This is a genomic window from uncultured Adlercreutzia sp., assembly GCF_958431955.1.
In the GTDB taxonomy this organism is placed as follows: domain Bacteria; phylum Actinomycetota; class Coriobacteriia; order Coriobacteriales; family Eggerthellaceae; genus Adlercreutzia.
On record NZ_CAUASN010000045.1, the window covers coordinates 1 to 19,619 of the forward strand.

A 19,619-nucleotide genomic window follows, 5' to 3' on the forward strand; every position below is an offset into this window, starting at 1 on the left:
AGGACGCGGCCCTTTCAAGGCTGAGACACGGGTTCGATTCCCGTTGGGGGCACCATGAACACACGTCACGAACCCGCCATCCAAGTGCGGGTTCGTGCTTTTTAACGGGAAAGGCCACGCGGGCACGCCAACTCGAGTCCGCAGGAAGCGTCCGCCCCCTAGCGGCAGGCGTCGGCCTCCATCACGCGGTACACGCTCATCTCCCACTGGCGGCGGTGCGACTTCGCCACCGTGTCCAGGATGAGTCCGGCCGTCCACGACAGCGCGGCGATGAGCATGAGGGCCACGGCCAGAACCGAGCTCGGCAGCTTCGACACGTAGCCGGTGTCCAGGTACTCCCCTATCACCGGCACGCCGAACCCCAGGCCCACGACGGCCAGAAACACGCCGAGCCAGCCGAAGAAGGCCATGGGGCGGTAGTCGCGGAACAGACTCGCGATGGCGGCGATGACGAGCATGCCGTCGGTGAAGGTGGACAGCTTGCTCTCCGATCCCTCCGGCCGGTCGCGGTACACGATGGGCACGTCGGCCACGCGCCAGCGGCGGTCCACCGCCCAGATGGATATCTCGGTCTCAATCTGGAAGCCCTCGCTCATGACGGGCATCGTCTTCACGAAAGCGCGCGAGAAGCCGCGGTAGCCGGTCATGACGTCCTCGAAGGCATAGCCGTAAATGAGCTTGATGAGGCGGCGCACGAGGTTGTTGCCGAAGCCGTGGAAGGGACGGTCGTTCTCCTTGCCGTAGCTGCCGTTGGAGAGGCGGTCGCCCACGGTCATGTCGGCCTCGTCGGCGGCGATGGGCGCCAGAAGGTCGCCGGCGGCCTCGGCCGGGTAGGTGTCGTCGCCGTCCACCATGAGGTAGTAGTCGGCGTCGATGTCGCGAAACATGGACCGCACCACGTTGCCCTTGCCCTGGCGGCTCTCGCGGCGCACCACCGCGCCGGCCTCGGCGGCGATGGCGGCCGTGCCGTCGCTGGAGTTGTTGTCGTACACGTAGACGACGGCCTCGGGCAGCGCCGCGCGGAAATCGGCCACCACCTTCGCGATGGTGACGGCCTCGTTGTAGCAGGGAATGAGCACAGCCACGCCCTCGCCGCGGCGCGCGGCCGCGACGGCCGCCGCAGTGGCCTCGGGGTTCGACGTCGTAGCGATATCGGTCATAAACTCTGGCTCCTCGGCAGTTCGCTGATCGGTCGGATAATCGTATCGCAAATCGCCCGGGAGGGCCACGGGTTCAAAATCTTTGCGGAACCCCCGTTACCTTGCAAGCGAACCGAGCGCTGCCACCCGCCCCATCACGCAGGCACGAACTCGAGCTTGATCCGCATGCCGAGCCCTGCAGCCAGCCTCTCGAGGGTGCGCAGGGACGGGTTGGCATTCCCGTTCTCCAGCTTGCTGATATCAGACTGGGTGATGCCGGTGATCTCCGCCAGCTCCTTTTGAGTGAGGTTCCGGGCGGTGCGCCCGTCGAGCATTGCCTTTGCGATCTGGAATTCAGGCTCCAGCGCGTCCCACTCCGCCCGAAACTCCGGATCGCGGAGCCGCTCGTTCAAGCTATCGCGAAAACTCCTCGTCATAGCGCATCCCTTCCCGTTGATTGAAGTCCTTCCGCCGGGAACGTGCCGTCGGGCAGCTCGTAGAATTCCACGCTGAAGGGCTCCATCGTCCGATCGCCTCCTTGCATGATATTTGTTTTATCATATATTGTCAATCGAACCGGCGAATATACATATTGCGATTACTTGCTATCGCATTCAATATATACTATGACTTATTCTGAGAAATACTGAGATTATATTCATACGATTTTCTTTGAATAGTATATATTACGTATATTTTGCGCTCTCGAGCCATCTGACTTCCCCCGCGTTTCCCTCGCGCAAATCGCCTGCACGAACTCGAGCTTGGTTCGTATTGCCGAGTGGCGGGGTCACGGTTGCGGAATCGCGGGAGAAGGGGTATATTCGGCGCTGGCTTATCATTAACGAGAGAAGGAGAAGCCATGTCAACGAAGCGAAGGGGTTCGCTTCTGCGCCTCGGCTTGGCGGCCGTGCTGGCCTGCGGGATGACGCCCGCGGCGGCCTTCGCCAACCCGGAGGGCCAAAGCACAGAGACCCCCCCCCCATCGAGTTTTCTGAAGTCGTAGGCGACGTTTCCGCCACCGACGATCTTTCCGCCCCCTCGGGCACCGCGGATTCACCGGAATCCCCGGCCGACTCCCCCGACGGCAGCACGACCGCATCTGGGGACGGCTCCTCTTCCAGCGGCGATACCGCCGCCCCTCACACCGACAACCCAACCGAGAACGTAAGCGAGCCCTATGCGGGCAGCGTCGTCGCATCCGTCGGCAACCCCCTCATGCGGGCGCTCGCCTCCCTGCAGGTCGCCCAGCCAGACGATGGGGCCCTCGCCATATCCGGCTTCACCATCTGGGGCGTCGACGGGGACACCGTCACCGCAGACGACTTCTCCCTCGAAGGCAAGACACTCGTCGTGAACACCGACAAGCACTTCGCCATTCGCACGGCTGATCAGAGCCTCTACGACTCCGGCAACGACGCGGGACGCCACACCAAACCCAGTTCCACGCGCCTGCGAATCCCAGCAGGGCAGACCGCTAACATCACGCTCGCGGGCGTGGGTATCTCGGCCGACGACGCGCTCGACATCCAGCCGGGCGCCGTCTGCCATCTGGTGCTGGCGGACGGAAGCCACAACTCCTTCTACACCGCGGGCAACCAGAGTGCCATCCACAACCCCACCGGCGCCACCCTGACCATCGACGACGAGGTGGCCAACAAGGATGCCGACGGCAACCTCATCACCCCCGAGAACGGCGCGATTCCGCGCGACCTCACCCTCGCCGGCGGCCGTGCCATCAAGAAGGGCGATCCCCTCTCGACCATGGACAGCGACGACCCGGGCCACTTGCTGGCGCTGGTGAAGGGAAACGGGAACTCCTCGCCATTGGGCGGGCATTCAGGGGAAGCCGGCGGCTCCGTCACAATCAACGGCGGCATCATCGCGGCCTACAACGCGGGCGCCCCTGGAGGCAGTTCGAACTGCGCCGCCGGCATTGGTGGCGGCGCGAATGCGGACGGCACGAGCATCGACGAGTGGATCACCATCAATGGCGGCCGCGTGGACGCCGATGTGTACAAGACCAACTATGGCCATGGCGCCGGCATCGGCGGCGGCAACGCATCCCACACCGGCAACATCCGCATCAACGGCGGCTACACCATCTCCACAGGCGGAAGCCACGGCAGCGGCTTCGGCGCAGGGTGCGTGGCCGCTGACAGCACGGGCTACCAGATCATCATCACCGGCGGAACGCTCATTCCCTCCACCATCGAGACGCCGTACAGCGGCTGCGGCGACATCGGGGCGCCGGGGGTGGACATCACCATCACCGGCGGCTCGGTGGGCAACGGACGGCCGGGCAAGCCCTTCAACTTCGTCGGCAGCGCCCACAACGAGGACGGCGAGAAGCTGCGCATGGTGGAGGTGGATCTCACGGGAGACGTGGGCGAACACACCTACGCGCTGACTGAATGGGAGCTGCTCGTGGGCAATGCCCCCTACCCCTACGGCGCCCCCGCCGAGTTCGACAAAGGGCACCTGTACCTCTGGCTTCCCGATAAGCTCGTCATGGAGAACGAGATCTGCGTGGAGTTCACCTACGAGGACACCGACAACGTCGATGCGGACGGCAACCCCACGTCCGTCACGCCCAAGCCCCTCTTCCGCCCCGCCGGCGACCAGGCCGACAACAAAGTGCGGCGCTATGTCGACTTCGAGCTTCCCGATTCCTACAACTCCTCTCTCGTGAAAGACTACGACGGCCTCCCCTTCGACACCTACGACCTGTCCACCGGCCCCATCCAGACGGCCGAGACACCGCCCAAGACGCTGAACGACGCGAGCGCGGTGCAGTACGCCTACCAGCGCTACGACAAGCGCAACGGAACGCCGCTCGGCCAGGAGGTGACCGCCGACGCGGCCGGCAACCCCATCAAGCAGCTGCCGGCCGACGCGGGCACCGTGCGCTTCACCCTCACCTCCACCCAGTACTCCAAGAGCGACGACCCCGCCTACGCGTTGTTCAAGAACAGCTACTGGGGGCATCGCGCCGTGGGCTGGTACGAGATCAAGGTGGTGCCCTCGGCGGTGACGTCGGTGAAGGCGGCGTGGGGCGACGGGTCGGAGGTGGCCGACCCGCAGGACCCGGCCAAGGTCCTCGACGTGGAGGTGGACGTGACGAGCGGCATCTTCGCCGACGGCACGCCCACGGCGACCACGTGCAAGGCCCCCGAAGGCAAGGTGCAGCTGTACGTGGACGGGAAGGAGGCCGGCGAGCCGGTGGCCATCGTCTTCAACAGCGCAAGCGCCCGCGCTGCGGCCGATGCGGGCGACGGCTCAGACGGGGATGCCGAGGCTCCCGCGGCCAACGCACGCGTCACGACCGACGCCGACGGGCGCGAGCACACGGTGGTCTCCTGGTCGTTCCCGGCCGGCGACCTCATGGCACCCGGCGCCCGCCACACGCTGACGGCGCGCTATTTGCCCTCGAAGAACTACCTGCCGAGCGCCAACCCCGAGGAGGAGGAAACCCCCGAGAGCCAGGTGGCCGTGAAGCCCGACCCGACCATCGCGCCGGTGCCCGAGCTCGCGAAGTCGGTGGCGAACCTGACGCATCCGGACGGCCCCACCCAGCCGGGCGACCGCCTGCGCTACCGCATCGAGGCCGCGAACACGGCCGCGGGGTCGCTGTGGACCCAGGTGGTCGTGACTGACCCGCTGCCCGCGTGCTTGGACCTCGACCCCGACTCCGTGAGGCTCACCAATGCCTGGGAGGCGCTCGATGCGAAGGCGCTCGCCGAGGCGGCCGCGGTGACGGCCTCCGACGTGGGTCGCTTCTCGGTCGGCACAGCAGGCGCGGACGGGCGCGCGGTGCTCACCGTGCCCGCCGGCGCCGTGTCGTCGCTCTCGCCGGCCGTGGTGGAGTTCGAGTGCGTCGTAAAGGAGGGCCTGGACCTCGCGGCCGCGAGCGCAGACGACCTCGCCCTCGGCAACATCGCCGAGGCCACGGGCGCCCGCCCGAACCCCGACGATCCGGACGGCGAGGACGTGGGGCCCGTGGATCCGGAGCCCTCGCCCGAGGCCACCCCGCCCGGGCCCGCCACCGTGGCCCCCGCCGACCCGGCCGACGGCGACGTGCGCATCGCGAAGTCCGTGGAGAACCTGACGCATCCGGACGGGGGCGCCACCGAGGTGGGAGACCGCCTGCGCTACACCGTGGAGCTCGAGAACCGGGGAGGCGCCGACACCGCCCTGTACGATGCCGTGATCAGCGATCCTTTACCCGCGGGCATCGAGCTGGTGCCGGGAGCCATCGAAGTCGCGGGGCCCGCGTCCGGCGCTGAGGGGAAGCCGGTGCCCGATGCCGCCTACGACGCGGCGAGCCGCACCCTGGCGGTGACCGCAGGCGACCTCTACGGCGGGCAGAAGTGGACGCTCACCTTCGAGTGCGAGGTGACCGCCGAGGCCGTGGGGGCCGATGTCGCGAACATCGCCTTCGCCCACGGCACGCCTCCCTCCGAGGACCCCGGCCGCGACCCGCAAAAGCCCGGCGCGGAGCCTGGCGAGGCCGTGCGGCCCCCGGCGGCCGACGATAAGCCGGCGGCGGAGTCGGACCCGGCCGCGCCGCCCGAGGTGCTCCCCGCCGACCCGGCCGAGGGCGACGTGTCCATCGCCAAGACCGTCGAGAACCTCACCCGCGACGACGGCACCACCCACGTGGGCGACACGCTGCGCTACGAGATAGCGCTCGCGAACAGCGCCCCGGACACCGGCTGGGTGGACGCCGTCATCCGCGACGACGTGCCCGCCGGGGTGGAGCCCGTGAGCGGCGCCGTGGTCCTCACGCTGGCCGACGGCACCGCGATCGAGGTGGACGATGCCGCCTACGACCCGGCCACGCGCATCCTGGCCGTGGCCGTCGGGCGCCTCTACGGCGGCCAGGAGGCACGGCTCGCCTTCGAGGCCCTCGTGACCGCCGACGCGGTGGGGGCCGACATCGGCAACGTGGCCGCCGGCTACGGCACGCCGCCCTCCCAGCGCGACCCCGACGCCCCCGAGCTCGTCCCCGGCGCGCCGTTCTCGCCCGCCGAGGGATGGGACGCCTACGAGGCGCGCCACGACGTGCAGCGCGTGCGCACCGACCCGGTGTACCCCGCGGGCGTCACGGACCGGGGCGGCGTCATCGACAGCGGAGCGCGGCCCGACGAGACGGCCACCATCCGCCACCGCCTCGCCCAGACCGGCGACGCCCTGCTCGCCGCGGCCCTCATGCCCGCGGCCTGCGCCCTGGCGGCCGGCGCGGCGCTGCTCGCCTCCCGCCGGCGCGCCCGCCGCGCTCACTAGCCCCAAGGGGCTGCGAGCCGAACGTACCGGCTCGCGGCCCCTCCCCTTCCCCGCCTCACCGCCGTTTGCGGGTAATGCGTCGAATCGGGAGCGCGACCGCCCAAATGCGCTATGATGTCTCCCATGAACACATCTGACGCGAAACGAGCCATCCCCGACGGCGACGAGGCCGCAGCCCTCGCCCCTGCGGCCGCACCGGCCCCCGGCGAGCTCGCCTCCCCCGACGCCATCGTCTCTCCCGACGCCATCGCCGCCGCCCAGGCCTCGCTCGCCCGGGCCACCGACGACGGCGACCCGGTCATCCTCGTGATGCACGCCTCGGTGGGCAGCGGCCACCGCAGCGCCGCCTACGCCATCGCCGAGGCCCTGGAGAACCTCGGCGAGCAGGCCCGCACAACGCCCGGCCGCCCCGATGCCGCCGAAGACGGCGCCGGCGATCTGCCGCCTGAGCTGGCATCCCTCGCCGCGCGGGCCCGGGTTGAGGTGCTCGACATCCTCGACTTCGGGCGCATCGTCTTCGACGGCGACGCCACGGCCTCCATGTTCACGGGCTGGACACGCCCCTTCTACGACCTCACCTGGCGCTACACTCTCACCGGCCGCCTTCTGTGGGGCGGCGGGACCATCTGGGCCCACGTCATGTACCCCAAGTTCGTGGAGTTCGTGCGCCGCGTGCGCCCGGCGGCCATCGTGTGCACCCACATCACCGCCGCCAACGTTGCCGTGAGCGCCCGCATGCTCACAGGCCTACCCTTCCCCATCCTGTGCGTGCCCACCGACTACGAGGCCGAGGGGCTGTGGCCGCACCTGCACACCGACCTGTTCTGCGTGGCGAACGAGGCCATGGCCGAGACCCTGCGCCCGCGCCGGGTGCCCGACGACCGCATCCTCATCACCGGCATCCCCGCCAGCCCCGCCTTCTCCCTCGACTACGACCGCGCCGCCGCCCGGGCCAGCTTCGGGCTGCCCGAGGACAAGATCGTGGTGCTCGCCCTGGCCGGTGCCAAGCTGCCGCGGCCCTACGTGCACTTCCGCGAAGCTTTAGACGAGCTTCTGCCCTTCATGCACACGCTGCCCAACATGCACCTCGTCATCGTGGCCGGCGCCGACGGCGAGTACGAGCGCCGCGTGCGCCGTGAGGTGGCCGACTACGGGCTCGAGAACGCCACAGTGCTCGGCTACGTGAACACCATGGCCGAGCTCATGGAGGCGGCCGACGTGGTCATCTGCAAGCCGGGCGGCCTCACGGTGACCGAGTGCTTGTGCGCCCGGGCCCCCATGGTGCTGCTCGGGCGGGCCTACGGCCAGGAGAAGGCGAACGTGCGCATGCTCACCGGAGCCGGCGCCGCCATGGCCGCCACCACCCCCCGCGAGCTTTTAGACACCCTGCGGCACATCAGCGAGCACCCCGCCTCGGCCGACGCCATGCTCATCAACGCGTCGCTTTTGCGGCGGCCCCACGCCGCCGCGGCCATCGCGCGGGCCACCTTCGAGCTCATCGCCAAGGAGCCGCCCGACGACGCGAAGCTGCGCGCCAAGCACTTCCTCCACTTCTACTGGGGCCGCAAGCCGGCCCACACCCGCTAGCCCCGAACGTCTGCGCGGGCACGCCGCGCCGCCGATAGCCCCTGAAAGGAACCGACCTATGACCACCTTCGCCGATCTCGGCCTGTCCGACTCCGCGCTGGCCGCCGTGGAGGCGCTCGGCTACACCGAGCCCACCCCCGTCCAGGAGCAGTCCATCCCCCTCGCCCTCGAGGGCCGCGATATGATCGCCGCCGCCAAGACGGGCACGGGCAAGACCGCCGCGTTCTCGCTGCCCTCCCTCGACCGCATCGAGCGCACGGATGCCAAGAAGAGCCCGGTGATGCTCGTCATCACCCCCACCCGCGAGCTGGCCATGCAGATCCAGGAGGTGTGCGGCACCATCGCGAAGCAGCGCGGGCTGCGCGTGGCCAACGTGGTGGGCGGCGTGAAGATCGAGCCGCAGATCGACCGGCTCGCCCGGGGCGTGGACGTGCTCATCGCCACGCCGGGCCGCCTCATCGACCTCATGAACCAGAAGGCGGTGAACCTCGGCGACGTGCAGATCCTCGTGCTGGACGAGGCCGACCGCATGCTCGACATGGGCTTTCTGCCGAGCGTGCGCCGCATCGTGGAGGCCACGCCCGCCACGCGCCAGACGCTGCTGTTCTCGGCCACCATCGACAAGGGCGTGCTCGACCAGGTGGACGCCATGCTCGACGACCCGGCCATCGTGCAGATCGCCGCGAAGGGCGAGACGGCCGACACCGTGGAGCAGTACATCGCGCGGGTGCCCCACACCCTGAAGCCCGACCTTCTGGCCGCGCTGCTGAAGGAGCGGGGCCACCGCCGCGTCATCGTGTTCGCCCGCACGCGCCACCGCGCCGACGCGGCCTGCCGCAAGCTCAAGCGCGCCGGCTACCACGCCGAGGCCATCCACTCCGACCGCTCCCAGAACCAGCGCAAGCGCGCCCTGGACAACTTCGCCTCGGGCGAGACGGACATCCTCGTGGCCACCGACGTGCTCGCCCGCGGCATCGACGTGGACGAGGTGTCCTACGTGGTGAACTACGACGTGCCCACCCAAGCCGAGGACTACGTGCACCGCATCGGCCGCACGGGCCGCGCGGGCGCCGAGGGCTTCGCCGTCACCTTCGTCTCCCCCGAGAACAAAGACGAGCTGGCGGCCATCGAGAAGCTCATCCGCCGCCCCATTCCCGAGATCGAGGTGGCCGGTTTCAACCTGGAGGAGGCCGCCGAGGCCGCGGCCGCCCGCGCCACCCGCGCCAACGCCAAGCACGACCCGGAGCTGGCCCAGGCCGCCCGCGAGCACTCGAAGAAGGAGAAGCGCCGCGCCAAGGAGAAGGAGCGCGCCGAGGAGAATGCCTCCGAGGCACGCCAGCGCGGCACCCGCAAGAAGCAGGGCGGCAAGAGCAGCGGGGCGCCCAAGAAGGCCGCGGGCACCGGTGCTGGGCGCGGCGGCTCCAAGGCCCAGGGCCGCGCCCAGGGAGCCAAGAACGCCTCTCCGCGCAAGGGCGGCTCCGACCTGCGCCCGGGCCGCGCCCACCGCGCCGCCGTGGCCGCCAAGCGCTCCGGCAAGGGGCGCCGCAGCTAGGGAGCCCGGCGTTCCCTCACCTGGCCAATTCCCTCCGCTTGCCCCATCTCCACGAACGTCACGGCGAAGTTCCGCTATCGTGAGATCGTTACACGGGGAAGGGAACACTGGATGAGAATCGCTGTTGCATGCGATGGCTTGAACGTGGCGGCCCAGGCGGCCGACTGCGCGAGCTACACCTGCTACTCGGTGAACCACGGCATCATATCGGGATGCTGCAACGTGCCCAACATGGGCATCACCATTTTCGAGAGCATCGACGTGCTGAGCCAGATGGATACCGACGTGCTCGTCGCCGGCTCGTTCGACGCCGACACCGCCGCAGCGCTGGAAGCGGCGGGCATCGAGGCGGCCGCGACGGCGCTCGCCTCCCCCAAGGAGGCCGCCGACGCCTACCTGCACGACACCCTCATGGGCGCGACGGATCTTGCGAACGCCTGCGCCTCGGGCGAGCCCCTCGACGAGCTGGACGATGCCTTCGCCCGCATCGAGTACAAGCTCGTCGCCCAGAGCGCCTGAGACGGTGCGCACCGGGGGTCCCGGGATGAGTCGCACGTTTTCCGCACCCGCCAGCACCTTCGAAGCCTAAAACGCAGAAGAGCCCCTCGTCGAGGGGCTCTTCTCGTAGATGCGCGAAAAAGGCGGCGCTTAGGCGACGGCCTTCTTGGCGATCTCGGCCAGGGCGGCGAACGCGGTGGCGTCGTTGACGGCCATGTCGGCGAGCACCTTGCGGTCGAGCACGACGCCGGCCTTCTTCAGGCCGTTCATGAACACCGAGTAGCTCATGCCGTTGATGCGGGCCGCGGCGTTGATGCGGGTGATCCACAAACGACGGATCTCGCGCTTCTTGTTGCGGCGGTCGCGGTACATGTACTGGAGCGAGTGCTGCACCTGCTCCTTCGCGGCACGGTAGGAACGCGACTTCGCGCCATAGTAGCCCTTCGCGCGGTTGAGGACGGTACGACGCTTCTTGCGGGCATGAACGGAACGCTTTACACGAGGCATATCTTAATCACTCCTAAGAATACAGAGAAACGAGCGGAACTAGCGGAGGCCGAGCTGGCGCTTGACGACCTTGGCATCGGCCGGGGAGACCTCGGTCTCGTGGCGGAAGTTGCGCTTGCGCTTCTGGCTCTTCTTGGTGAGGATGTGGCTCTTGTAGGCCTTGGCGCGCATGAGCTTGCCGGAACCGGTCACGCGGACGCGCTTGGCGGTGCCGCGGTGGGTCTTCATCTTGGGCATTAGTTGTCCTTTCCTTCGTCAGTCTTGGCTTCCTTTTTCTTCTTGGCCGTTGCAGGCAGGGGGGCGATGAGCATGTGCATGTTGCGGCCCTCCATCTTCGGCTGGTTCTCGATGACGGCCACATCCTTCAGGTCGTCGGCCAACCGCTCCAGGATGGAGAGACCCTGCTCGGGATGAGCCATCTCGCGACCGCGGAACATGATGGTGATCTTCACCTTGTTGCCGGCGTCGAGGAAGCGTAGCACGTGCTTCTTCTTGGTGGTGTAGTCCCCCACGTCGATCTTCGGGCGGAACTTCATCTCCTTGACTTCGATCTTGTTCTGGTTTTTGCGCGCCTGCTTGGCCTTGATGGCCTGGTCGTACTTGAACTTCCCGTAGTCCATGATGCGGCATACGGGCGGATCGGCGTTCGGAGCGATCTCCACCAGGTCGAGATCCATGTCGTCGGCGATTCGCTGGGCCTGGGCGGTGGGGTACACGCCCATCTGGTTCCCGTCGAAGTCGATCAGACGGCACTCGCGCGTGGTGATCTCGTCGTTGAGCCGCGGCTCTTGAGCAGCTATCGCGCTCACCTCCTTCTCGTGTTCTCACACATAAAAACCCGCCGGGCCTCATCGGGCGCGGCGGGTTCGCACAGCAAAAGCAATCTGCGGAAGACCCATCAGCAGCCCGTAAGGCGCCGAACCAGGTGGAGGGAAAACCCTCGCTTGATTAACAGCTTGCCTATGATAACCCTTTTGCAGGACCAGGGCAAGAAAAATTTCCCGATTCGCCCAAGGAATTCAGCGAGACTCCGACAGGTGCCTGCCGGAGCCTCAGCGTCGGCGCTCCCGTTGTCGCATCGGCAGCGACGGGACCTACGAGTTCACGTAAACGAAGATGGTGCGAACGGTGTCGGCCAGATTACCCGAGGCGTTGGCCATGGAGTAGTCGTAGGACAGCACCGCCGACCAGGTGTGGGGCGCGCCGTCCACCTCCGCCTCGCCGGAGAACGAGCAGTACTCCTTCGCGACCGTCTTGCCGTCGGCGTCGTAGGTGGTGTAGGTGGTGGAGTCCTCGGGAAGCTCCACGGCGGCCGGATCCACGTTCACGCCGGCTTCGGCGAGGGTCTTCTCGATGATGTTCTCCTTGCGCACCGCATCGGCGAAGCTGATGGAGCCGTAGCCGAGAGCCGAGGTGGAGGCCGAGTAGCCGGCCTGGATGATGGTGCCCTCCTCGTTCAGGCCCAGGTACACCGTGGGCGTGCCCGTGCGGCTGTCGGCCGGCTCGGCGGTGAGCGCCACGCGGGCCTCGACCTTGATGGGATTGCCCTCCTCGTTCACCTCGCGGGTGCTGGACACCTGGGCGCCGTGCTGGAGCGCGGATACGGCCTCGTCCTGGGTGAGGCCGAGCAGATTGGCCAGATCGGGCACCGTGGTGACCTTCGCGGTGGCGGTGGAAGCGTCCTGGGCGTTGTCGGCCTTGATCTCCTCGGTCTGCTGCTCGGCGGTGAGCGCCTGCTGCACAGCGAGCGAGTTGCCCTCCTTGAACAGCTGCACCCCGAAGTAGACCAGGGCCGCCACCACGAGGAACAGAAGGATGATGGCCACGATGAGGATACGGCGCATGCGGCGCGACTTGCGCATGTACTCGGGGATGTCGGCCTTCGAGGCGGCCGTGTCCAGCTGCTCGCTGGGACGCGCGTGGCGCCCGACGCCCTTGGCGCCCTTCGGCTTCGACTTGGGCTTGGCGGGGGCGGCAGGCTTCACGGGCGCGCCCGGCGCCTGGGGGCGTTCGGTGGGATCGGGAGTGGGTTGCTTCGCCATGGGGTTCCTTCTTGTTCGTTGATACTGCGTTTGGGCGATGGGCCTAGCGTGCGAAAAGGTACCAGGCCACGAAGGCGATGATGCCGAGGAGCGCCACGACGATGACCGCCTTCTGGGTGTTCGACATGGAAGAGCCCTCGATGTCGGCCAGCGTGGTCTCGCGGTAGCCGTCGTCCCGGGCGGCGCGGCTTTGGGGCGTCTCCGGCTCCGGGGCATCGGCCGGCTCGTCGGCCGCCGCGGCCTCGGACTCTGGCGCGGCCTCAGACGCGGGCTCGGCCTCGGGCTCGTCGGCCGCCTCCCCCGCCTCCTCGGCCGGCTGCGCGGCGTCGGGCTCGGGGGCCGCCTCGGCTATGCCCGCCTGGATGACCACATCGTCGTCATCGTCGGCGCAAACCGTGATATGGGAGAATCCCGTCGTATCGGCCATGACCGTCCTTTCCGTGTAACGGGGAAATTATAGCGGATCGCCCTCATGGCTGAGTAGGTCGATCACGGTAAGTTCACCGCGAGCGGCCCCGATGACCTCGCCATTGCCGAACACGCAGGTGCAGCCGGCGCCGGCCACGGCATCCACGGCCGGCCCGAGGGCGCGCACCTCATCCACCGTGGCCGCGACCACCTCGTCGCGCACCCGGGCGCGCTCGTCCAGGCCGTAGCCGGCGAAGTGCATGCCATCCTGGCGGCGGATGAGCTCGCGGGCCTTCGCCGGCGCATCCATCGAGGCCGCCGCCGACACCACGTAGCCGTCCATCTCGGCCTCGGTGGGGTCGAACGCGCCGGCGAGCCAGGAACCGGCCTCGGCAAAGCGCGCGCAGGTCTCGTCGATGCGCGGGTCGCGGTAGGAGTAGAAGCGGCACGCCCCGGCGCGGGTGGTCTGGAAGCCGGCCCCGTAGGCGCCGCCCTTCACGCGCACCTCGCCCCAGAGGTAGTCGTAGGACAGGATGCGGGCGGCCAGAAGCCACACCCCCGAGTAGGGCAGCCCGAGCCGGCGGCGGTCCCAGGCCATGGCCGTGTAGGTGACGTCGGTGGGCACGACAAAAGCCTCCCGTCGGCACACGGGCTCGGGCACCACGAGGGCGGCAGCCGCCGCGGGGCCCGCAAGCGGCTCGAGGGCCGCCTCGTAGCGGGCGAGATCCTCGTCGGAGCCGGTGAACGACAGCGTGCAGGAGGCGTCGACGAACAGGCGGCGCGCCAGCGCCTCCAACGTGGCGGCGAGATCCCCGGCGCGCTCGTCGAAGTGCTCCAGGAGGTCCTTCAGGAAGCGATAGTAGTCAACGCCCCCGAGCGACTCGCGCACCACGCCGGCCGGCAGGCAGTAGGACGAGGCGCGGGCCATGGCGAAGCTGTGGCCGTTGGCGGCGAAGGACTGCTCGAGGCCGATGCGCTGCTGCCCCAATATGTCGCGGATGCGGTCGATGTCGGAGAAGTCGGTCTCGGCGAGCACCTCGCGGGCCAGCTCGGCCATCCACTCCACGTTCTCGGACAGCGCCGAGGCGCCGACCACGAGCACAGGCCGCAGGGCCTCCGGGTCGTCGGTGGCCTCGTGCACCTCGGCGAAGAAGCGCAGCGATCCCAGACGGCCCTGGACGAGGGTGTCCAGCTCGGCGGCGGTGTGCCGGGCCGTGTCCAGGCGCCCGAGCACCCCGGCGAGCACCGTCACGTAGGGCAGCTCCTCGAAGGAGACGCCGTCTAGGTCGAAGTAGCGGTAGGCGTACGCGATGCCGTGGGTGGGCACCTGGTGGCGGATGCAGGCCATCCCGGCCGCCTCGCCCACCTCCCAAGGCGCCTCTGCCGGGGCCGGCCCGATGTCGGCACGGGTGAGCTGGGGCAGCTTCGCCACATCCTCCGGGTCGTCGGGAGCCTCCTGGGCGGCGCGCAGGGCGGCCACGTCCGCCTCGATCTTCTCCACGGCCTCAGGCCCCAGGGCCGCGGCCGACCGGCGCGCCTCAGCCTCCTCCGCGTCCAGGTCCGAGCCGCCCTCGGGCACCACCTCCACGGCCGCCCGGTGGCCGTTCTCCAACAGCAGCTCGCGCAGCAGATCCTCGAAGTAGCCCTCCTCCACCTTCGGGCGCAGGGCGGAGAACACCTCGCCGAGCCGCACGTAGGCGGTGGGGTCGTCGTCGGCGTACAGCCAGCTGTTCATGGCCGACATGGCGAGCACCACCCCGTCGGGATAACCGAAGTTGCGCTCGCGGAACACGAACTCGGCATGGGAGAGCGCCGCCCGCACGAGCTCGCGGTCAAGACCGCCCGCGGCCAGGCGCGCCCCCTCGTCGGCCACGATCTTCCGCAGGCGCGCGAGCGCGCCCGGGCGCGCGCCGCGCAGCGACACCATGGCGAAGGGCTGGGCCACGGCGTCCACCACGTACCCGCTCGCGTCGTCGGCGATGCCCGCGTCCAGAAGCGCCCGCTTCAGGGGTGCCTCGTTGGAGCCCATGATGGCGTCCATGAGGATGTCGGCGGCCACCACCCGCTCGCGATCGGCCGCGGGGCCGGCCACGAACCCCACGGCGGCGCAGGCGTTCTCGGGGGCCGTGCGCATGGGCACCGCGAGCGGCTCGGGCGCCACGGGGGCCTGCGAGCCGAGCGGGTTCGGCGTGAGGGCCCCGCGCTCCTCGGCGGCGAGCGGCGTCAGGTAGCCCTCGTCGATGAACCCGAGGAAGCGGTCCAGATCCAGGTTCCCGTACAGCACGATGTAGCTGTTGTCGGGGCGGTAGTGGCGGCGGTGGTTGTCCAGGAAGCCCTCGTAGGTGAGGGTGGGGATGGCCGCGGGCGTGCCGCCCGACTCGAAGCGGTAGGTGGTATCGGGGAACAGCGCCGCCGAGAGCGCGTCGAAGAGCACCGAGTCCGGGTCGGACAGCGCGCCCTTCATCTCGTTGTACACCACGCCGTTGTAGACGAGCGCGCGATCATCGCCCTCCCCTTCCAGCTCCCAGTGCCAGCCCTCCTGCTCGAAGATGGCGCGCCGACGGTAGATGTCGGGATGGAACACCGCGTCCAGATACACGTCCATGAGGTTCAAAAGGTCGCGCTCGTTGGTGGAGGCCACCGGGTACATGGTCTTGTCCGGGAAGGTCATGGCGTTGAGGAACGTCTGCATGGAGGTCTTCAGCAGGTTGACGAAGGGCTCCTTCACGGGGAACTTCTCGGAGCCGCACAGCACCGAGTGCTCCAGGATGTGGAAGACGCCCGTGTCGTCGGCGGCCGGCGTCTTGAAGGTGATGGAGAACGCCTTGTTCGCGTCGTCGTTCTCCAGGTACAGCAGCCGCGCGCCGGAGGTAGTGTGAACCATCACGTGGGCCGTGCCCTCGATGTCGGGCAGCTCCCGCGAGCCTGAAAGTTCAAAGCCGTGGGCCGCGGCGATCGCGCTCACATCAGTCATGGCATTCCCCTTCCCGAAAGCCCCGGCGCGCGGGGCGCCGGGGGACAGCGTGTTTTTCCGTATTCTACCCAAGGTGCGCGCCCTTGCCCGCATCCTTCATGGTGTCGTTATTATTTCTCCGCGAGGAGGGAATCATTCGCTATAATCGGCCCAGACCAAAACAGACTCCCGAGACGAGACCAAGGAGCACTGCATGCTTGAGCTGAAGAACCTCGTGTTCGAGGTGCCGGCCGACGACGGCAGCACCAAACGCATCATCGACGACCTATCGCTTACCATCCCCGACGACCGCTTCACGGTCATCACCGGCCCCAACGGCGGCGGCAAGTCCACGCTGGCCAAGCTCATCATGGGCATCGAGGAGCCCACAAGCGGCACCATCCTGTTCGACGGCGAGGACATCACGAACCTGTCCATCACCGAGCGCGCCCGCCTCGGCATCGGCTACGGCTTCCAGCAGCCGGCCCGCTTCCGCGGCATGAAGGTGAAGAAGCTCCTGGATATCGCCGCGGGCAAGAAGCTGCCCATGCTCGCCTGCAACGAGTACCTCTCGAAGGTGGGCCTGTGTTCGGCGAGCTACCTCACCCGCGAGGTGGACAAGTCGCTGTCCGGCGGCGAGGTGAAGCGCATCGAGATCGCCACCATCCTGGCCCGCGACCCGAAGCTGGCCATCTATGACGAGCCCGAGGCCGGCATCGACCTGTGGAGCTTCGACCGCCTCACCGAGACCTTCCGCGACATCCACGCCGCCCGCGATGGGCGCTCCATCGTGATCATCTCGCATCAGGAGCGCATCATCCAGCTGGCGGACGAGATCGTGCTTCTGCAGGCCGGGCGCGTGGCCGAGGTGGGAAGCCCCGCCGAGCTCATGCCGCGCCTGGGATTCGCGGCCCGCAGCCTGGACGACCACGGCTGCCCGCTTTCGACCCCCACCGAGCTGCACCTGACCGAGATCCCCACCACCTGCTAGCACCCTGATCAGCGAAGTAAACGTGTAGAGGGGGCGTCGGGCGCCTCGACCGAGCGAGTTCCGCAGCGACTGGAACAGCCCTGTGGGCTGTTCCACCAAGCGAGGACTGTTTGAGCGAATCGAGGTGCGCGACGTTCCCGACCGGCGGAGAGCCGCTACCGAAACCCAAGGAGAACAGACATGGCCGTAGACCTTTCCCCCATCGACGAGAACCTGCTCGCCGAGATCGCCAACATGCACGGCATGCCGAAAGGCGCCTTCAACGTGCGCAAGGACGGCGAGCTCGTGGAGCGCCACTCGTCGGCCTACATCGAGATTTCCACCAAGACCGACAACCCCGGCATCGACATCCGCATCGCGCCGGGCACCAAGGGCGAGACGGTGTACATCCCCGTCATCGTGACGAAGTCGGGTCTGAAGGACGTCGTGTACAACACCTTCTACGTCGGCGAGGACTGCGATGTGACCATCATCGCCGGCTGCGGCATCCACAACGATTCCCACGACGCCTCCGAGCACGACGGCATCCACAGCTTCTATCTGGGGAAGAACAGCCGCGTGCGCTACGTGGAGAAGCACTACGGCGAGGGCGAGGGCACCGGCGAGCGCATCCTGAACCCCACCACCAACGTGTACATGGAGGATGGCTCCTCCTGCGAGATGGAGATGGTGCAGCTGCGCGGCGTGACGAGCACCGTGCGCGACACCAACGCCGAGCTGGGCGCGGGCGCCAAGCTCGTGCTCACCGAGAAGCTTTTGACCCACGGCAGCCAGACCGCCACCTCCAACATGAAGGTGGAGCTGAAGGGCGAGGGGTCTTCGGTGCAGGTGATCTCCCGCTCGGTGGCCCAGGACGACTCGGTGCAGGTGTTCAACCCCCTCGTCATCGGCGAGTGCGCCTGCCGCGGGCACGTGCAGTGCGACGCCATCATCATGGGCAACGCCAAGGTGAAGGCCATCCCCGGCATCGAGGCGGCCAGCGAGGACGCTATGCTCGTGCACGAGGCCGCCATCGGCAAGATCGCCGGCGACCAGATCGTGAAGCTCATGACACTGGGACTCACCGAGGAAGAGGCCGAGGCCGAGATCCTCGACGACTTCCTCAGCTAAGCTCGCCGCAACACGGCATCCGGACATGCGAAAGGGCGCCTGCGGGCGCCCTTTCTCGTTGCAGTGTATCGCTGGGGTGGCGGCTATTCCTCGGTGCCGTCGCCGCTCTCGTCGCCGGCGGAATCGCCCGAGCCGTCGTCGCCCGAGCCGTCGTCAACCGAGCCGTCGTCGCCCGCATCTCCGGAGCCGTCGTCGGCCGAGCCGCCCTCGTCGCCGGAGCCGCTCTCGTCGCTTCCGTCATCCGAGCCCGAGCCCGCGCCCGAGGCGGTCACCGTCTCGTCGATGACCGTCAGATCGTCCAGGTTCACGGCAGTGCCGAGCCACTTGCGCTCGATGACGCCGATGGTGCCGTTGCTCACCAGGTTCGCGAGCACATCGCCCGCGGCGGCCTGCAGATCGGTGTTGGTGCTGGAGACGGCCATGCAGTAGCCGCTCGGCTTCATGAGCATGGCCACGATGGACACGTCCAGGCCGTCGTCCACCCCGTGGGCGGCGTACAGGCCGATGATGGCGTCGGCGGCCACGTACTGCACCGTGCCGTCCTTCAGGGCCTGGAAGGCGTCGCTGAGGCTGTCGGTGGAGGTGAGGGCGTCCTCGCCGAACTCGTTGGTGACGGCCCAGGCGCTCTTCGAGGACACCTGCGCCGCGAAGGTGGCGCCGGAGCCGGGCTGCGGCACGCCGGCATCGGGGCTCAGGGCGAAAAGCGCGATGCCCGTGGGCAGGTAGGACGGCGACATCCAGAAGTCGCCCTCGGCGCTCGCGTTGTCGATGCCGAGGATGACGTCGGCCTCGTTGTTGGCGAGGGCCGCCGCCGGATCGGAGCCGGTCTCCACGATGGACACCTTCAGGCCCAGCTCGTCGGCGATGGCCGCGGCGATGTCCACGTCGATGCCGATGATCTTGCCGCTGCCCATGCCGGCCAGAGGCGGGTTCTCGGTGTTGACGCCCACGCGCAGGGTGCCCTCCTCGCCGATGGTCGGCGTCTGCACGGCGGCCTCCTTCAACTGGGGCTGGTAGTCGTTCGAGCCGCTGCAGCCGGCCAGCACGAGCGTCATGCAGGCCAGGGCGGCGGCGAGGGCGACCAAAGCGAACTGGCGTCTTCTCACAATGTCCTCCGTCTAACACGTCGTTTCAAGGTGCCTCTTCCGACTGACCTAGTCTTTGACCCCACACTCGCGCACCGGGGCTTTCGCTTGCGCTACACGCCCTCTCGTCCGTCGCAGAGTCTGATCTGCGAAATGGGTGCGGACGGTGCGACTTACCTCTAGGATACGCCATGCTCACGGCGGGCGGGCCCGCGCGCTTACGTGGATCCTTTCGACCGCATCTGCCATGGACTTGGAGGCGCCCTAAGGCTCCCCCGCAACTACAGACCCGAAAGAAGCACCGCCTAGTGTACCAGAAGGCGACCGCCCGCAGGAAAAGCCCAGAGAACCTACGGTTGACAAACGGCGAACAGGCGGCGTGAGGGGCGGCAGGCGCGCGGGAGGGACGCGGGACGGCGACGGGGCCGGCAGCCGGCCGGCGGCGGCCCGGAGGGGAGGCG

At 68.3% G+C, this 19,619-nt stretch carries 15 protein-coding genes; 6 read left to right on the forward strand and 9 right to left on the reverse strand.

The window, feature by feature from the left end:
- Positions 1-158: 158 nt before the first annotated feature.
- Positions 159-1,160: a glycosyltransferase family 2 protein gene (locus tag Q5064_RS10415; RefSeq protein WP_302964469.1), complete on the reverse strand. Its 1,002-nt coding sequence runs from the start codon at positions 1,158-1,160 to the stop codon at positions 159-161.
- 134 nt (positions 1,161-1,294) lie between these two features.
- Positions 1,295-1,576 carry a helix-turn-helix domain-containing protein gene (locus tag Q5064_RS10420; protein WP_302964470.1) on the reverse strand — a complete coding sequence of 94 codons (282 nt, stop codon included), beginning with the start codon at positions 1,574-1,576 and terminating at the stop codon, positions 1,295-1,297.
- Between the two features lie 781 nt (positions 1,577-2,357).
- Here Q5064_RS10420 and Q5064_RS10425 point away from each other — a divergent pair.
- The 4 genes from Q5064_RS10425 to Q5064_RS10440 all read left to right on the forward strand — a co-directional run bounded on the left by Q5064_RS10425 (position 2,358) and on the right by Q5064_RS10440 (position 10,083).
- A complete protein-coding gene (locus Q5064_RS10425; protein WP_302964472.1) occupies positions 2,358-6,425 on the forward strand; it encodes a hypothetical protein in 4,068 nt (1,355 codons plus the stop codon).
- Positions 6,426-6,548: 123 nt separating this feature from the next.
- The gene (locus Q5064_RS10430) at positions 6,549-8,012 is read left to right on the forward strand and encodes a glycosyltransferase (protein ID WP_302964475.1); all 1,464 of its coding nucleotides are present in this window, start codon (positions 6,549-6,551) and stop codon (positions 8,010-8,012) included.
- 58 nt (positions 8,013-8,070) lie between these two features.
- Positions 8,071-9,564, forward strand: coding sequence for a DEAD/DEAH box helicase (locus Q5064_RS10435; protein ID WP_302964477.1), 1,494 nt, complete (start codon positions 8,071-8,073; stop codon positions 9,562-9,564).
- A 111-nt stretch (positions 9,565-9,675) separates the two neighbouring features.
- A complete protein-coding gene (locus tag Q5064_RS10440; RefSeq protein WP_302964478.1) occupies positions 9,676-10,083 on the forward strand; it encodes a hypothetical protein in 408 nt (135 codons plus the stop codon).
- Positions 10,084-10,212: 129 nt separating this feature from the next.
- On the opposite strand, the gene rplT is transcribed toward Q5064_RS10440, so the two are convergent.
- The 6 genes from rplT to Q5064_RS10470 all read right to left on the reverse strand — a co-directional run bounded on the left by rplT (position 10,213) and on the right by Q5064_RS10470 (position 15,993).
- Complete coding sequence (rplT, locus tag Q5064_RS10445; RefSeq protein WP_302964479.1) at positions 10,213-10,569, reverse strand: 50S ribosomal protein L20; 357 nt, start codon at positions 10,567-10,569, stop codon at positions 10,213-10,215.
- Positions 10,570-10,608: 39 nt separating this feature from the next.
- The gene (rpmI, locus tag Q5064_RS10450) at positions 10,609-10,806 is read right to left on the reverse strand and encodes a 50S ribosomal protein L35 (RefSeq protein WP_302964481.1); all 198 of its coding nucleotides are present in this window, start codon (positions 10,804-10,806) and stop codon (positions 10,609-10,611) included.
- Positions 10,806-11,378: a translation initiation factor IF-3 gene (gene infC / locus Q5064_RS10455; protein ID WP_302964483.1), complete on the reverse strand. Its 573-nt coding sequence runs from the start codon at positions 11,376-11,378 to the stop codon at positions 10,806-10,808. Before infC ends, rpmI begins: the two co-directional genes overlap by 1 nt.
- Before the next feature lie 285 nt (positions 11,379-11,663).
- Positions 11,664-12,611, reverse strand: coding sequence for a histone-lysine N-methyltransferase (locus Q5064_RS10460; protein ID WP_302964486.1), 948 nt, complete (start codon positions 12,609-12,611; stop codon positions 11,664-11,666).
- A 43-nt stretch (positions 12,612-12,654) separates the two neighbouring features.
- Positions 12,655-13,038 carry an SURF2 Surfeit locus protein 2 gene (locus tag Q5064_RS10465; RefSeq protein WP_302964487.1) on the reverse strand — a complete coding sequence of 128 codons (384 nt, stop codon included), beginning with the start codon at positions 13,036-13,038 and terminating at the stop codon, positions 12,655-12,657.
- 27 nt (positions 13,039-13,065) lie between these two features.
- Positions 13,066-15,993, reverse strand: coding sequence for an insulinase family protein (locus Q5064_RS10470; RefSeq protein ID WP_302964489.1), 2,928 nt, complete (start codon positions 15,991-15,993; stop codon positions 13,066-13,068).
- A 193-nt stretch (positions 15,994-16,186) separates the two neighbouring features.
- Between Q5064_RS10470 and Q5064_RS10475 the strand changes: the two genes are divergently transcribed.
- Positions 16,187-16,963, forward strand: a complete 777-nt coding sequence (locus tag Q5064_RS10475) for an ABC transporter ATP-binding protein (RefSeq protein WP_302964490.1) — start codon at positions 16,187-16,189, stop codon at positions 16,961-16,963.
- A 180-nt stretch (positions 16,964-17,143) separates the two neighbouring features.
- The gene (locus Q5064_RS10480) at positions 17,144-18,073 is read left to right on the forward strand and encodes a SufD family Fe-S cluster assembly protein (protein WP_302964493.1); all 930 of its coding nucleotides are present in this window, start codon (positions 17,144-17,146) and stop codon (positions 18,071-18,073) included.
- Between the two features lie 83 nt (positions 18,074-18,156).
- On the opposite strand, the gene Q5064_RS10485 is transcribed toward Q5064_RS10480, so the two are convergent.
- On the reverse strand, positions 18,157-19,179 hold the full coding sequence (locus Q5064_RS10485; RefSeq protein ID WP_302964495.1) for an ABC transporter substrate-binding protein: 1,023 nt from the start codon (positions 19,177-19,179) through the stop codon (positions 18,157-18,159).
- Positions 19,180-19,619 lie beyond the last annotated feature (440 nt).